Annotated in this window: 18 protein-coding genes; 11 read left to right on the top strand and 7 right to left on the bottom strand. The window is 69.1% G+C overall.

The genetic code is table 11. The annotated features are described in order from the left end of the window. The first annotated feature begins 73 nt into the window (after positions 1 to 73). Positions 74 to 751 carry a FadR/GntR family transcriptional regulator gene (locus tag AB0L53_RS08380; RefSeq protein WP_225300972.1) on the top strand — a complete coding sequence of 226 codons (678 nt, stop codon included), beginning with the start codon at positions 74 to 76 and terminating at the stop codon, positions 749 to 751. A 30-nt stretch (positions 752 to 781) separates the two neighbouring features. Here AB0L53_RS08380 and dnaN read toward each other — a convergent pair whose 3' ends face one another. The 3 genes from dnaN to AB0L53_RS08365 all read right to left on the bottom strand — a co-directional run bounded on the left by dnaN (position 782) and on the right by AB0L53_RS08365 (position 4,022). Continuing rightward, a complete protein-coding gene (gene dnaN / locus AB0L53_RS08375; RefSeq protein ID WP_363992111.1) occupies positions 782 to 1,879 on the bottom strand; it encodes a DNA polymerase III subunit beta in 1,098 nt (365 codons plus the stop codon). Between the two features lie 62 nt (positions 1,880 to 1,941). After that, positions 1,942 to 2,592, bottom strand: a complete 651-nt coding sequence (locus AB0L53_RS08370; protein WP_363992109.1) for a response regulator transcription factor — start codon at positions 2,590 to 2,592, stop codon at positions 1,942 to 1,944. Continuing rightward, positions 2,589 to 4,022, bottom strand: a complete 1,434-nt coding sequence (locus tag AB0L53_RS08365) for a histidine kinase (protein WP_363992108.1) — start codon at positions 4,020 to 4,022, stop codon at positions 2,589 to 2,591. Before AB0L53_RS08365 ends, AB0L53_RS08370 begins: the two co-directional genes overlap by 4 nt. Before the next feature lie 109 nt (positions 4,023 to 4,131). Between AB0L53_RS08365 and AB0L53_RS08360 the strand changes: the two genes are divergently transcribed. Then, a complete protein-coding gene (locus AB0L53_RS08360; RefSeq protein ID WP_363992106.1) occupies positions 4,132 to 5,037 on the top strand; it encodes an ABC transporter ATP-binding protein in 906 nt (301 codons plus the stop codon). After that, on the top strand, positions 5,034 to 5,768 hold the full coding sequence (locus tag AB0L53_RS08355; RefSeq protein WP_363992105.1) for an ABC transporter permease: 735 nt from the start codon (positions 5,034 to 5,036) through the stop codon (positions 5,766 to 5,768). Before AB0L53_RS08360 ends, AB0L53_RS08355 begins: the two co-directional genes overlap by 4 nt. Positions 5,769 to 5,830: 62 nt before the next feature. Here the strand turns inward: AB0L53_RS08355 and AB0L53_RS08350 are convergent, their stop codons facing one another. Continuing rightward, positions 5,831 to 6,760, bottom strand: a complete 930-nt coding sequence (locus AB0L53_RS08350) for an SMP-30/gluconolactonase/LRE family protein (protein WP_363992103.1) — start codon at positions 6,758 to 6,760, stop codon at positions 5,831 to 5,833. A gap of 19 nt (positions 6,761 to 6,779) precedes the next feature. Between AB0L53_RS08350 and AB0L53_RS08345 the strand changes: the two genes are divergently transcribed. Genes AB0L53_RS08345 through soxR form a run of 3 tightly spaced genes read left to right on the top strand, consistent with a single transcriptional unit; the run spans position 6,780 to position 8,457 of the window. Beyond that, entirely contained in the window at positions 6,780 to 7,217 is a 438-nt protein-coding gene (locus AB0L53_RS08345; protein ID WP_358176776.1) for an Lrp/AsnC family transcriptional regulator, read from the top strand. 9 nt (positions 7,218 to 7,226) lie between these two features. After that, entirely contained in the window at positions 7,227 to 7,946 is a 720-nt protein-coding gene (locus AB0L53_RS08340) for a metallophosphoesterase (RefSeq protein WP_363992101.1), read from the top strand. A 10-nt stretch (positions 7,947 to 7,956) separates the two neighbouring features. Next, positions 7,957 to 8,457, top strand: a complete 501-nt coding sequence (soxR, locus tag AB0L53_RS08335) for a redox-sensitive transcriptional activator SoxR (protein WP_363992099.1) — start codon at positions 7,957 to 7,959, stop codon at positions 8,455 to 8,457. A 217-nt stretch (positions 8,458 to 8,674) separates the two neighbouring features. On the opposite strand, the gene AB0L53_RS08330 is transcribed toward soxR, so the two are convergent. After that, complete coding sequence (locus AB0L53_RS08330) at positions 8,675 to 9,121, bottom strand: universal stress protein (RefSeq protein WP_363992097.1); 447 nt, start codon at positions 9,119 to 9,121, stop codon at positions 8,675 to 8,677. Positions 9,122 to 9,257: 136 nt separating this feature from the next. On the opposite strand from AB0L53_RS08330, the gene AB0L53_RS08325 reads away from it, so the two are divergent. The 3 genes from AB0L53_RS08325 to AB0L53_RS08315 all read left to right on the top strand — a co-directional run bounded on the left by AB0L53_RS08325 (position 9,258) and on the right by AB0L53_RS08315 (position 11,404). After that, entirely contained in the window at positions 9,258 to 10,061 is an 804-nt protein-coding gene (locus AB0L53_RS08325; RefSeq protein ID WP_363992095.1) for a phosphotransferase, read from the top strand. 132 nt (positions 10,062 to 10,193) lie between these two features. Continuing rightward, on the top strand, positions 10,194 to 10,739 hold the full coding sequence (locus AB0L53_RS08320) for an RNA polymerase sigma factor (RefSeq protein WP_363992093.1): 546 nt from the start codon (positions 10,194 to 10,196) through the stop codon (positions 10,737 to 10,739). After that, complete coding sequence (locus AB0L53_RS08315) at positions 10,736 to 11,404, top strand: hypothetical protein (RefSeq protein WP_363992092.1); 669 nt, start codon at positions 10,736 to 10,738, stop codon at positions 11,402 to 11,404. The genes AB0L53_RS08320 and AB0L53_RS08315 overlap by 4 nt, the downstream gene beginning before the upstream one ends. A 38-nt stretch (positions 11,405 to 11,442) precedes the next feature. On the opposite strand, the gene AB0L53_RS08310 is transcribed toward AB0L53_RS08315, so the two are convergent. Together AB0L53_RS08310 and AB0L53_RS08305 are read right to left on the bottom strand one after the other, a co-directional pair. Next, entirely contained in the window at positions 11,443 to 11,574 is a 132-nt protein-coding gene (locus AB0L53_RS08310; protein ID WP_363992090.1) for a hypothetical protein, read from the bottom strand. Then, positions 11,571 to 12,281: a TetR/AcrR family transcriptional regulator gene (locus tag AB0L53_RS08305; protein WP_363992088.1), complete on the bottom strand. Its 711-nt coding sequence runs from the start codon at positions 12,279 to 12,281 to the stop codon at positions 11,571 to 11,573. Before AB0L53_RS08305 ends, AB0L53_RS08310 begins: the two co-directional genes overlap by 4 nt. A 115-nt stretch (positions 12,282 to 12,396) precedes the next feature. Between AB0L53_RS08305 and AB0L53_RS08300 the strand changes: the two genes are divergently transcribed. Together AB0L53_RS08300 and AB0L53_RS08295 are read left to right on the top strand one after the other, a co-directional pair. Further along, positions 12,397 to 13,098 carry an NAD(P)H-binding protein gene (locus AB0L53_RS08300; protein ID WP_363992086.1) on the top strand — a complete coding sequence of 234 codons (702 nt, stop codon included), beginning with the start codon at positions 12,397 to 12,399 and terminating at the stop codon, positions 13,096 to 13,098. Between the two features lie 381 nt (positions 13,099 to 13,479). Further along, a complete protein-coding gene (locus tag AB0L53_RS08295) occupies positions 13,480 to 14,004 on the top strand; it encodes a GtrA family protein (RefSeq protein ID WP_363992082.1) in 525 nt (174 codons plus the stop codon). The last annotated feature ends 129 nt before the right edge of the window (positions 14,005 to 14,133 follow it).

Below are 14,133 nucleotides of genomic sequence, written 5' to 3'. Positions count from 1 at the left end.
TTGAGTCTGGAATAATTAGGGTCTACCAGTCATTGACTCATGGGATGACTGGCACCCCCGGAGGAGGCGGACTGTGAGTCTGCGTACGGCTCAGCGAGCTTCGCTCGTCGACCAGGTGATCGATCAGCTCAAGGAGCAGATCACCTCAGGGTTGTGGCAGATGAACGGCAAGATCCCAACTGAGACGGTGCTCGCGGAGCAGCTCGGAGTGGGACGCAACACCGTTCGCGAAGCCGTACGCGCGCTTACACACGCCGGGCTGCTGGAGTGCCGCCAGGGTGACGGGACCTATGTCCGCGCCACCAGCGAGCTCTCCGGCGCCATGCTGAGGCGCCTGCGCCAGGCCGAGCAGTTGGAGATCCTCGAGGTGCGACGCGCACTGGAGGTCGAATCTGCTCGCCTGGCCGCCACCAGGCGCACCGACGAGGACATCCTGCGCATCGAGGCCGCCCTGGCCGAGCGCGACCGCGCCTGGGAGCTGGACGACCCGGACGCCTTCGTCGAGGCCGACCTGGCCTTCCACATGTCCGTGGCGCATGCCACGCACAACCTCGTGCTGATCGACCTCTATGAAGACTTCTCGGCGGCGCTGCGGGCCAGCATCACGGCCGCGGGCACGTCACTGAACAAGAGCTACATCCCCCACGACGCAATCGCGCGGGCCATCTCCTCGGGCGACGCCACCGCCGCCGAGCGGGCCGGGCATGCCTGCATGGAGCACATTCTCATCGCACTCACCGAGGGCGAATAACCCTCACCAAGGGCGCATGACCCGCAAGGGTCACCCGAGGCGCAGCGACATCACCAAGTAGCGGAAGCTGGGCTGCCCATCGCCAGGAACGTCCTGGATCAGGGCGGCCCTCGTCGGTGACTCCATGTTGAGGCGGGCCAGATCGGTCTCTATTCCGGTCAGGCCGTCGAGAAGGAACTGCGACTGGAAGGCGATCTGGATGTCGTCGCCGCGCAGCTCGCACTCGACCACCTCGGAGCCGCGGCCGATGTCGCCGCCGCCGGCCTGGATGCGCACGTGGCCCTGGCTGAACGACAGCCGGATCGCGGTGTTGCGCTCGGCCACCAGCGCCACCCGCTTGATGGCGTTGACGAACGCGGTCACCGGCACGTCGGCCCTGATCGACCAGTCGGCGGTCAGCCTGGTGCGATAGTCGATGAACTGCTCGTCGAGCAGGCGGACCGTGGTGCTGCGCCCGACGCTCTCGAAGCCCGCCACGCCGTCGCCCAGCGCCACCGCCACCTCGCCGCCACGCAGCGTCTTGGCCACGTCGACCAGCACGCGGGCGGGCACCATGGCGGACACCGCGACGTCGGGCGTGGCCGGGCGCCAGGTGAGGTCGCGGGCCGCGATGCGGTAGCGGTCGGTGGCCGCCATCGTGACCGACTCGCCCTCGATGTCGACCCTGATGCCGGTGAGCATCGGCAGCGTGTCGTCGCGGCTGGAGGCGGGCGCGACCTGGCCCACGGCCGAGGCGAAGACGCCGCCGCCGATGGCGCCGATGCTCGGCGGCATCGTGGGCATGGTCGGGAAGTCTTCGACGGGCATCGTGATCAGGCCGAACTCGGCGCTGCCACAGGTCAGGACCGCCTCCTGCCCCTCGGTGACGATCTCGACGTCCTCGGCGGGCAGGCTGCGGCTGATCTCCGCGAGCAGGCGGCCGGGGATGAGCACCTGGCCCTGCTCGGCCACGTCGGCCTCGATCCTGGCCTGAGCCGAGACGTCGTAGTCGAACGCGGACAGGCTCAGCTCCTCGTCGGCGCCCAGCAGCAGGCCCGAGAGCACGGGCACCACAGGGCGGCTGGGCAGCACCCTGGCGGCCCATGCCACCGCGTCTGCCAGAACATCGCGGTTTACCCGGATTTTCACCTGACCCACCCTTTCGTGTTGCTGCCTCCTATGAAAGGTAGCCGGTGTCACCGACAATGCGGCTATCTGCTGTTGAGGTAGGCGAGCACCGCCAGAACCCGGCGATTGTCATCGTCAGAAGGCGCCAGACCCAGCTTGGCGAAGATGCCGGCCGTGTGCTTGGCCACCGCGCTCTCGCTGAGGTAGAGCCGCTGGGAGATGGCGGCGTTGGAGCGCCCTTCGGCCATCGCCTCCAGCACCTCCCGCTCGCGTGGCGTGAGGGCGGCCAGCGGCTCGTTCCTGGCGTTGCTGGCCAGCAACTTGGCGATCACGTCGGGGTCCATCGCGGTGCCGCCCTGGGCGACCCGGCGTACGGCGTCGATGAACTGCTCGGCGTTGAACACCCGGTCCTTGAGCAGGTAGCCGATCGCGCCGGACCCGTCGGCGAGCAGCTCGCGCGCGTACAACTGCTCGACGTGCTGCGACAGCACCAGGATCGGCAGGCCGGGCACCTGCTTGCGGGCTGCCAGGGCGGCCTGCAGGCCCTCGTCGGTGAAGGTGGGCGGCAGCCGTACGTCCACGATCGAGACGTCGGGGCGCAGCTCGATCAGCCCCTTGAGCAGCTCGGGCCCGCTCTCCACGGCGGCCACGACCGTGAAGCCGTGCGCCTGGAGCAGGTGGACCAGGCCGTCCCTGAGCAGGTAGAGGTCTTCGGCGACGAGAACGCGGTTCATCTGCTGAACCATAGACGGCGAGACGTCGCCTCCGCCCACCAGCGATCCCTGTTGTGGCAGGCCGGGAGCAGGGTGGCCGTCAGGTACATGGCGCAGCCGAGCGCGATCATGAACAGGATGACCGGCCACTGCCACGGCTCGGGCATGTACAGCGCGAGGAACCAGGCCTTCTCCTCGATGCCGAAGACCTTGAAGATGCCCGCCACGATGCCCTGCGGGAACAGCGGGCACCAGGAGGTCAGCCAGAGCGTGACCACCACGGCGGCCTTCCAGCGCGGCAGCTTGGGCAGGCTGCCCGCCCAGTGGTTCGGCAGGACCTTGGGCATGCTCATGGTCACCGTGGTCGGCCCGCCGGGCGGGCTGTTCACCGCGAGCACCCCGTCGAAGGCGGCCAGCCGCCGCTCTATACCCAGGAGGCCGCTGCCCTTGCTGGGGTCGGCGCCGCCCATGCCGTCGTCGATCACGGAGATCCGCAGGTCGGGGCCGTTGCCGCTGATGTCGACGGTGGCCGTGGCCGCCCCGCCGTGCCTGGCCGCGTTGGACAGCAGCTCGCTGACCGCGAAGTAGGCGGCGGCCTCAACCGGCGGCTCCGGGCGGTGCGGCAGGTCGACGTCCACGTTCACCCGGAGCGGGCTGTCGATGGCCAGGGCGCGCACAGCGTCGGCGAGCCCGCGCTCGGCCAGCACCGGCGGGTGGATGCCGCGGATGACGGTACGCAGCTCGGTCAGCGTCTCCGAGGACGCCTCCTTGACCTTGGACAGCAGCGCCTTCGCCGCGGCCGGGTCGGTGTCGACGAGCTGCTCGACGGCGCCGAGCGTCATGCCGATCGCCACCAGCCTCGCCTGCGTGCCGTCATGCAGGTCGCGCTCGATCCTGCGCATCTCCGCGGACTGGGTGTCGGCCGCCAGGTTGCGTACCCGCTGAAGGTGGCTGACCTGCCCCGCCAGGCGGCTCGCCGCGGTCGGGGCCAGCACCAGCTCGCTCCACATGCCGTAGACGCGCAGCCCGCGGTCGGGCAGCAGCAGGAAAAGCGGCAGCAGGCCCAGCTTTACCACCGGGTCCAGGACCAGCCAAAGGCAGTCGCGCCAGGTCGCCGGGTCGGTGACCAGCCACTTCCACCGGTCGTTCCAGGCCGGCACCCGCGGCGACTTGTACAGCGTGCGGTTCGACCGGTACATCCCGTCGGCCTGCCGCTGCGGGGGCGGCGGCTTGGGCAGGTACGGCGAGTCGATCCGGACCCCTAACCACTCCCCGACCAGCCGCCTCCTGTGCTCCGCCACCCGCCTGACCAGCCGCACCTGCGGCAGGAGGAGGGGGACCACCCCGAGGCCGAAGGTCAGGACGAGCAGGCCGAAGGAGACGACGGCGGCGGGCACCTCGACGAGGATCAGCGCCAGCAGCCCCGCGGCCTGGGCGTACCTTCTCAGCATGCTCCCAGTGTGCGCGATCCGGAGCATCCCGCATATTGCACCTAGATACACCTTCACCGGGTACCCAGCCCGATTCTCCGTGAGGGCCGGAATTCCTAGCGTCTAAGGCATGAAAGTCATCGAGGTCAGGAACCTCCACAAGCGGTACCCGAATCATGTCGCGGTGGATGACGTGTCGTTCGAGGTGTCGGATGGCGAGATCTTCGGCATCCTCGGGCCGAACGGCGCCGGCAAGACCACGACCGTCGAGTGCGTCGCGGGGTTGCGCACTCCCGATCGTGGCACCGTACGCGTGACCGGCATCGACCCCCACCAGGACAGGGACGCGTTGCGGCGGGTGCTCGGCGCGCAGCTGCAGAGTGCCGCGCTGCCCGACAAGATCAAGGTGTGGGAGGCGCTGGATCTCTATGCCTCCTTCTATCCGGATCCGGCCGACTGGTCCGAGCTGATCGAGCGCGTCGGGCTCGGCGGCAAGCGGGAGGAGCGTTTCGCCGAGCTCTCCGGCGGTCAGCGGCAGCGCCTGTCCATCGCACTGGCGTTGGTGGGCCGGCCACGTGTCGCGGTGCTCGACGAGCTCACCACCGGCCTCGACCCGCAGGCCCGCAGGGACACCTGGCAGCTGGTCGAGCAGGTACGCGACTCCGGTGTGACGGTCGTGCTCGTCACCCACTTCATGGAGGAGGCCGAGCGGCTCTGCGACCGCGTCGCGCTCATCGACGCGGGCCGGGTCGTCGCCACCGACACGCCCACGGGGTTGATCGCCCAGGTGGGCGGGGCGCAGCGGCTGCGGTTCCGGCCGACCGCGCCCTTCTCCGACGACCTCCTGCTGGCTCTGCCCGAGGTGAGCGAGGTGGCCAGGACCGGCGAGCAGGTCGTGGTGACGGGCACCGGCGACCTCGCCACCTCCGTCATGCTGGCGCTCGCCCGGCACGAGGTCGTACCCGCCGATCTGCGCATCGAGCAGGCCACGCTCGACGACGCGTTCCTCGCACTGACCGGAAGGAAACTGTCATGAGGAAGATCCTCTTCGTCGAGACCAAGCTGCATCTGCGGCAGTGGCCCACGATGGTCTTCACCATCGGCCTGCCGCTTGCCCTGCTGCTGGCGCTCGGCGGCATCCCCGACCTGTCCAAGGCCGATCCGGCGATGGGCGGCCAGCGGTTCATCGACACCCAGCTACCGGCCCAGATGACCTTGCTCGCGGTGCTGACACTCGCCTGCACGGTGCTGCCGGCCGTCCTGGTCACCTATCGCGAGCAGGGGGTGCTCAGGCGGATGTCGACGACGCCCGTTCCGCCGGGGCGGCTGCTGGCCGCCCAGCTCATCATCAACCTGGCCATCGGCACCGTGTCGGTCGTCCTCCTGGTGGTGGTCGGGAACCTGGTGCGTGGCGTCGCGATACCCAAGCAGCTCCCCGGTTTCGCGCTGGTCTTCCTGCTCGGCTCGGCCGCGCTGCTGGCTCTGGGGCTGGTGATCGCCTCGGTCGCGCCGTCGGGGAAGGCGGCGCCGGGGATCGGGTCGGTGGTGATGTTCCCGCTGATGTTCGTGGCGGGTATGTGGATTCCGCGCGAGGTCATGCCGGACGCGCTGCGGGTGGTGAGCGACTATTCAGTGGCGGGGCCGTTCGCCCAGGCGTTGCGCGACACCTGGGCGGGCCACGCGCCGCAGCCGCTGCACCTCGTCGTCATGGCGGCCGGGCTGCTGGTCTTCGGCGGGATCGCGATCCGGTTGTTCCGCTGGGAGTAGTGCTCATTCGGTTGTTTGCGCTGGGAGTAGCGCTGATCCGGTTGCTTTCGCCGGGAGTAGCGCTACGACCAGACGGGGCGGGCGCCCGTGACGTTCAGCATCACCGAGTAGAGCGAGGACGAGGCCGCGATGAAGAGCCTGTTGCGCTTGAGGCCGCCGAACACCAGGTTGGCGACATCGTCGGGCAGGCGGAGTCGGCCGATCAGCGTCCCGTCGGGGTCGTGGCAGAGCACCGCCTTGCCCGCCGCCGCCCACACCCGGCCCGTGTCGTCCAGCCGCATCCCGTCGAAGCGGTCGTCGTCGCCTCCCTGCGCGAAGACCTTGCCGCCCGAGAGCGTGCCGTTGTCGTGCACGTCGAGCACGCGTATGTGCCTGCGGCGGGTGTCAGCGATGTACACACGGGACTCGTCCAGCGAGAAGGCCAGCCCGTTGGGCCGGTCGAAGTCGTCGGCCACGCGGCTCACCTCGCCCGTCACCGGATCGACGCGGTAGACATGGCAGCCGTCGATCTCCGGCTCGGCCCGAAAGCCCTCGTAGTCGCTGTCGATGCCATAGGCGGGGTCGGTGAACCAGATGGAGCCGTCGGAGCGGACCACCGCGTCGTTCGGGCTGTTGAGCCGCTTGCCCTGCCACCGGTCGGCGATCACGGTGATGGAGCCGTCGGCCTCGGTGCGGGTGACCCGGCGCTGACCCTGCTCGCACGAGATCAGGCGGCCCTGGCGGTCGAGCGTGTTGCCGTTGACGTAGCCGGCGGGCTGCCGGAACGGGCCCACGGCGCCGGTCATCTCGTCCCAGCGCAGCATGCGGTCATTGGGGATGTCGCTCCAGGCCAGGAACCGGCCCGCCGGGAAATAGACGGGCCCCTCGGCCCAGCGGGTGCCGAAGTAGAGGCGCTCGATCAGGTCGTCGCCGTTGACCGTGGCGAAGCGCTCGTCGAGCACCTCCAGCTCCGTGGGGATGTTGCCATATGAGGTTTGGTGAATAGGCTGCATAGTCGAATATCATACTGTCATGGATGAGATCGACAAGATGCTGATCGGCCTGCTTCAGGAAGACGCGACGCGGTCGTACGCGGTTCTCGGCAAGGCGGTCGGCCTGTCGAGCGGGGCGGCGCACGAGCGGGTGCGCAAGCTGCGCGAGCGTGGGGTGATCAAGCGCACCACGATCGAGGTGGATCCGGCCGCGCTCGGGCGCGAGGTCGTGGCGTACGTGCTGGTCGACGGCGGCGCCTGGATGGGGGACTCCGCGGCGCGGCTGGCGGCGATCGCGCCGGTCGAGGAGGCACACGTCATCGCCGGTCCGGCCTCGGTGCTGCTCAAGGTCCGTACGGCCGACACGAGGGAGTTACAGCAGGTCCTGCGGCAGGTGTTCGAGGTGGACGGCGTGACCGGGACCCAGACGGTCGTCGTGCTGGAGACGTTCTTCGAGCGGCCCGTCCACGTGGAATAGGGTGCTCAGGTGGCGATTTTTGCGCAGATCAGTGATACCCACATCGGCGGCTCCGACGAAAGCGTCGAGCGTACACGGCAGGTCATGGAGCATCTGCGTACGCTGCGCCTCGACGCCGTCCTGGTCACGGGTGACATCGCCGACCACGCGTCGCCGGAGGAATACGCGATCGCGGAGGAGCTGCTCCGCGATGAGCGGCCGTTGGCCATCTGTCCGGGCAACCATGACGCGGTGCCCGAGTTCGAGAAGCTGCTCGGCCCGGCCAACCAGGCGCTCAGGCTCGACGACCTGACCATCGCCCTGGCCGATTCGAGCGTGCCCGGTCACCACCACGGCTACCTGGCCGACGACACGCTGGCCTGGCTCGACGAGGTGCTGTCGGAGCGGCCCGACGTCCCCGCGTTCGTGGGGATGCACCATCCGCCGATCGAGCTGGGCATCCCGTACGTCGACCAGATCCGGCTACGCGAGCCGGAACGGCTGGCGGACCTGCTGTCACGGCACCCGCACGTGGCCGGGGTGCTGACCGGCCACGCGCACACCGCCGTGTCGGCCCGGTTCGCCGGACTGCCGCTCGTCGTCGCACCCGGCGTCATCTCCACCTGCCTGACCAACGTGGAGACCGAGGCCGAGATCCCCGTCACGTACGACCTGCCGCCCGCGTACGCGCTGCACATCTTCGACGGCCGGCAACTGGTCACCCACTTCCGGCCAGTGTTCCTCAAGTAATCTTGAGGTTATGACCAAGGTGGCGTGGAACTCCAAGGAGCTGACCGTCGGCCAGCTCGCCGAGCGCAGCGGCGTGGCCGTGTCGGCGCTGCACTTCTACGAGGCCAAGGGGCTCATAGGGAGCCGTCGCACCGCGGGCAACCAGCGGCGCTACACCCGTGACACGCTGCGCCGGGTCGCGTTCGTCCGGCTGTCGCAGCGGCTGGGCATCCCGCTGCGGACCATCAAGGACGCCCTGGGCGAGCTGCCCGAGGAGCGCACGCCCACCCGTGACGACTGGGCGCGGCTGTCGGCGGCCTGGCGCAGCGAGCTCGACGACCGGATCGAGCAGTTGCAGCGGCTCCGCGACGACCTCACGGAGTGCATCGGGTGCGGGTGCCTGTCGCTCGACCGGTGCGCGCTGGCCAACCCGCACGACCGGCTGGGCAACGAGGGGCCGGGCGCGAGGCGCATCGACACCCGGCTCACCCCGTTCAAGGAAGGCTGCTCGGCCCCGCAGGCCGCCTGCTAGTGCGGTCTTTCGGGCGGTTCGTCCCGCGACCGTCTCGGTCCCTGTGACGGTCCGTCGTAGTTGGGGTCCTTTTGAGGGGATAGCCCCTTCGGGGCGGGAGAGAGAAGACGGCCCGTCGTGGTGGGGGTCCCTTTGAAGGGATAGCCCCTTCGGGGCGGGAGGGTCCGTCGCGGCTGTCCCTATTGAGGGTCCCTTTCGGGAACGGATACCCGGCGAATCAGTGCTTGGTCGGTGGGACGATCAGGGTCGGCCGGTGGGCGTGGTGCAGCACGTGGTTGGAGACGCTGCCCAGGAGCACGGAGCGTACGCCGGCCAGTCCTCGTGACCCCGTGACGACCAGCGACGCGTCGACCTCGTCCGCGACGTCCACGATCGTCCGCCAGATCGACTCGTTGTCGGCCACCGCCCGATACGTCACATCCGCGAGCCCGGCGGCGATCGCCAGCTCGGCCCCCTCCTTGGCGTACTGCTCGGCCTGGACCCGCCACTCCTCACTGGAGTCGGCGAGGACCGCGGCACCGGCCAGCGGATACCTCTTGAGCTGTACGAGCAGCGGCTCCCACACGGTCACGATGACCGTGGGCTCGGCGGCCAGGTGCTTGGCCGCGAACTCGATGGCGGCGCGCGAGTCGGCCGAGCCGTCGTAGGCGACGAGGATGGTCATGGCGTGCTTCCCTTCAGTTGAAGCTCACTCTCTCGTTGCAGCACTGGGACGATCAGCCGGGATTCCGGGAGCCGCTGTCTGTTGTGTCACACCGGAAGTTGTGTCACAGCTGAAGGACCGGCGAGGATCGGTCTTCGTGACACTCCCCCGCGTGCCCCGCCTCGACATCGACGGTGTCCTGCGAGAGCTCGACGCCCCGCTCGTCTATGAAGGCCCGTGCCCCGGCGGCCAGGTCGGCGCCGCGTACGTGCGCTGGCCCGACGGCCGCCGGTCGGTGCTCAGCCGCGGACCCGATGTCGGCGCGCTGCTGGAGGTGGCCCGCGCGGCGGGCGTCCCTGCGCCGCGCTACGAGCTGGTGCGCCCGCCCGTCGTGGTGCAGGAGCTGCTGCCGGGCTCTCCCCCGCTCGAGCCCTCCCGGGTCACGATCGAGTCGATGCTCGACGTCAACCTGCGCTGCCGCGGCCTGCTGGCCGGCCGTACGGACCTGCCCGGATTCGCGCTCTTCCTGCGCGCCGACGGACCGGGCTTCTGCCTGCACGAGCCGCTGCGGACGTACGACAGGCGCACGCGGCGGCTGCTCGACCAGGTCGAGGAGATCGGCGCCGCCCTCCCCGAGCGGCTGGACGGCGACGACCTCGTACACACCGACTTCCATCCCGAGAACGTGCTGGTCGACGCCTCGGGCACGGTCACCGGAGTGATCGACTGGGATGGCGCCACGCGGGGTGACGCGGACTTCGATCTCTTCACGCTGCGCTTCGACCTCACACACCGGGCCCCGGAGCTCGCTCGGCCCCTCGACGGAATGGTGTCCGAGGAGGCGGCGCCGGCCTGCTGGGCGCACATGAGCCTGCGCATGGTCGACTGGGCGATCCGGCACTTCACCGCCACCGAGGTCACCGTCTGGCTCGACGTCGCCGAACGGCTCCGACCGCTCTGACCTCCGCCCGACGCACGTCAACGGCACCCGCCAGGACGACATGTCGGTCAGCGGTGCCGTCCTGACCGGAAACGCTTCGGGTCGCTCGGTCCAAGTAGAGGTGTAGGGCGAGCGACGAAGGGAGCGAGGCCTGTGCGCCTCAACGAGGACCCCGAGGCCTTTGAGGCCTTTTATCGCCGCCATGTCGATGGCGTCATGCGGTTCGTCGTACGCCGGGTGAGCGATGCTCATCTGGCCGCCGACCTGACTGCCGACATCTTCCTGGCGGTCTTGGACTCCGGGCACACCTACCGCCCCGGCCGAGGCAGCGAGACCGGTTGGTTGTACGGCGTGGCGCGCAACGTCGTGTCCGCCCAGTATCGACGCACGGCCCGCGAGGCGAAGGCGACCAGCCGCGTCGCGGGCCGGCGAATGATGGACGACCACGACCTCGACCGCATGGAGGAGCGGATCGACGCCGAGCGCCAGATGCGGCGCGCGCTGGCGGCCATGGGCGACCTGCCCGAGGGCGAGCGGGCCGTGCTGGAACTCGTGGCGATCGATCAGCTCACCGTCAAGGAGGCCGCCGTGGCCTTGGGCATCAACGGGGTGACCGCCCGAGTCCGCCTGCATCGGGCCAGACGCGCCCTGGAAGACGTCGCTTCGCCGTCGGCTGTGTACGTGGAGGGACAGGCATGAACAACTTCGAGGATCGTCTGCTCAGCGCGCTCAAGGAGGACATCGCCGCCAGGAGGGCGGACCCGGTCGTCCAGGCACCGGCGCGACGCCGCAGGACCGGGCGTGTCGTGGGACTGGCCACCGCGGTGGCGGGAGTCACAGCGGCCACCGTGGTGGCCATGAATGTGTATGGCGGCGCCGCCACCCCGGCCTTCGCCGTGACCAGGAACGCGGACGGATCAGTCGAGGTGCGGATCAGCGAGTTCCGCGACCCCGGTGAGCTGACGGCCAAGCTGGCCGCGGCGGGGGTGACGGCGGTGGTCGACTACCTGCCGGCGGACCAGACCTGCAAGAACCCCCGAGGCGGGCACGGGGCCGGCGACGGGCGGGCCAAGAACAGCTTCCTGATCAGGACGGTCGGCACGGGGATGGCGTTCCTGATCGGCAAGGGGCAGGCGGGCTCCGGCCAGACGCTGGTCCTGGCGGTCTCGGTCGACCAGGCGGACAAGCCGCCTACCGCGATCTCATTGGAGGTGGTCAAGGGGGCGGTGGCCCCCTGCGAGGCAATCGCGCTGAACCTTCCCCCGGCTACTCACTCGACCGGCGACGGCCCGTCCACCAGTGAGAAGACGGACGACTCCACCGGCACCAGTGAGAAGACGGACAGCACCGTCGGCGGAGGCTGAGGCCCGCCGGGGCGTCAGCCTCCGCGGAAGACGGCTTGTCATTCGGGCGGCCCGACGCTTGTCACGGTCGTCAGTCCCGCCCGACGGCAGGACTCGCGCATGCCGCCCGGCAACGCCGCCGAGGGCCTGCGAGCCGCCGTCGAGCCGCGGCGGCGACCGTCGCGGGTCATGCCTCGGATTCGATGCCCAGTGACCGGACGAGCTGGGCCAGTTCCTCTTGGAAGAGCTTGTCGGGACTGATCGTCTGGGTACGCAGGTGTCCGTAGATCTCCAGTGACACCAGGCCGTGCAGATGGCCCCAGATGCGCAGCGCGAGTGCCACGCCGGCCGGCGGCAAGGTGGGGAACGCCGGGCGGACCTTGCCGAGAAGCCCGCCGTCGAAGTCGGACCACTGGAAGTCGCTGTGCGCGTAAAGGCGTTGGGCGTGCGGCCAGGCGGCATCCGCCAGAGCGGCGATGCCCGTACAGACCCGGTGCGCGGCTTCCGGGGCGGCGCCGCCCTCGGGAGCGTGGTAGCCGGGCACGGGGTCGCCATAGATGAGGCGAAATCCCTCGGGATTGGCCAGAGCCCAGTCCCGGAAGGCGCGCGCCCATGTCTGGATCCGAGTGGCCGGACGCGCGGCCGGGGCCTTGGCCCAGGCGGCGTCCACGGCGTCGGCCAGCGCGGTGTAGACCTCGTTGATCAGCGTCGTGACCAGATCGTCGCGGGTGGCGAAGTAGCCGTAGATCGCATTGGCGGTCATGCCCATCTCACGGGCGATGGCCCGCAATGTGATCGCGTCGGGTCCGCCCGAGGCCATCAGCCTGAGCGCGACCTGCTGAATCTCCGTCGTCGTCTCGACCCGCAGCCGTTCGCGGCGCCCTCCCGTACTTCCCACAGCGGCCACTCTACAGCGTCACTAGACTGCTTGCCGTGTAAAAACTTCACGCCGTATAGTCTCGTCGCGTCTGACAGCGAAGCACGCGTCTGACAGCGAACACATAGGGAGACCCATGCGCATCGGCATCATCGGAGCCACAGGCGGCATCGGAAGCCGCGTCGTCACCGAAGCCCTCCACCGGGGGCATCACGTCACAGCGTTCAGCCGCGACGCCACCCGGATCAGCGAAGAGCGCGAGAACATCGTCTGGAAGAGCGTCGACGTCCTCGATGCCGGAAGCGTCGCCGCGGTCCTGCCCGGGCTGGACGTCCTGATCAGCGGATTCCAGCCTGGCAACGCCGCCGACGACTTCGCCGACACCGTGTCGCGTTCGATCGCCGATCCCACGGTCTACGCCACCGCCGCCCGAGCGTTGCTCAGGGCGCTGGAGAGTCACCCCCGGACCCGGCTGATCGTGATCGGCGGCGCCGGCAGCCTGGAGATCGAGCCTGGCCTCGTACGAGCCGACTCCGACGAACTCCTGCACGAGAGTCTCGATCAGATTGGGCTGCCGAGGGAGTACGCCGCCGCCGTACGCGGGCATCGGGACGCCCTGAACGTTCTGCGCACGTCCAACCGGCTCTGGACCTACTTCAGCCCTGCCGAGGACATCGCTCCCGGCCAGCGCACCGGCCGCTTCCGGATCGGTGGCGACCAACCGGTCCTCGACGCCGACGGACGCAGCCGTATCTCCTCGGAGGACGCCGCCGTCGCCCTCGTCGACGAGGCGGAACTGCCGCGCTTCGTCCAGCGGCGCTTCACCATCGGCTATTGAACCGGCCGGGAGTTGCCGCCCCGCCTTTATGCTCACGGAATCCATGCTCACGGAATCGCGGAACCTCGGTTCCTTAGGTGGTCGTCACACAATCGTCTCAATCCCCTTGACGGTCCGTGGCGGTTGAGGTCCCCATGGGGGATACCCCCTCCGGGGGCGAGGAAGAAGCAGGTCCGGAGCGGTTGAGCTCCCTATGGAGGGATACCCCCTGCGGGGGCGAAGAAGAAGCAGGTCCGTTGTGGCCGGGGTCCCTACGAGGGGACCTCCTCCGGCGGTAAGACCTGTCGCGTCCGGGAATCCCCTTGGATACCCCTTCGAAAGATTACGCTCCGCGATGTCGGACCGGTGAGAAGATCGAGGGTGCTCCGAATAGCAAAAGCAGTGCTCGAAAGATTACCGGACCCGCTGCACGCCCTTGCGCTGAAGCACCGCGAGCTCCTGAAGTTCGCGGTGGTGGGTGGAACAGCGTTCTTGGTGGACAACACGGTGTTCTACGGGCTGAAGCTCACCATTTTGGAACCGAAGCCGGTGACCGCGAAGATCATCGCGGTGCTCGTGGCGACGATCGTGTCCTACGTGTTGAACCGCGAATGGTCGTTCCGGACCAGGGGCGGCCGCGAGCGCCGCCACGAGGCGGCGCTGTTCTTCCTGGTCAGTGGCGTCGGTCTGGTGCTCAGCTCCGCGCCGCTATGGATCTCCCGGTACGTGTTTCACCTGGAGACCCCGGATGTGAGCCTGGTGACCCAGGAGATCGCCGACTTCATGAGCGCGCAGATCATCGGCACGCTGATCGCCATGATCTTCCGCTTCTGGGCGTTCCGGAAGTGGGTCTTCCCCGATGAGAAGACCCAGCCCGGCAGCGTGCGACTGGCGCCCACGCCCGATCCCACGGACGAGGCGGCTTGATGGCAGCGAATCCAGAAGCCGTTTCGGCGATTGGACTGCTTCATGCCGCTGCTGCGCTCCACGAGCTCGGCCGCGCGGATGGCCGCCGAATAGATAGCGAACAAAAGTCCCCTAAGTCCGACGACACGG

This window comes from Nonomuraea sp. NPDC052129 (assembly GCF_040680095.1).
In the GTDB taxonomy this organism is placed as follows: domain Bacteria; phylum Actinomycetota; class Actinomycetes; order Streptosporangiales; family Streptosporangiaceae; genus Nonomuraea.
This window is presented reverse-complemented; position numbering and strand designations above follow the sequence as displayed.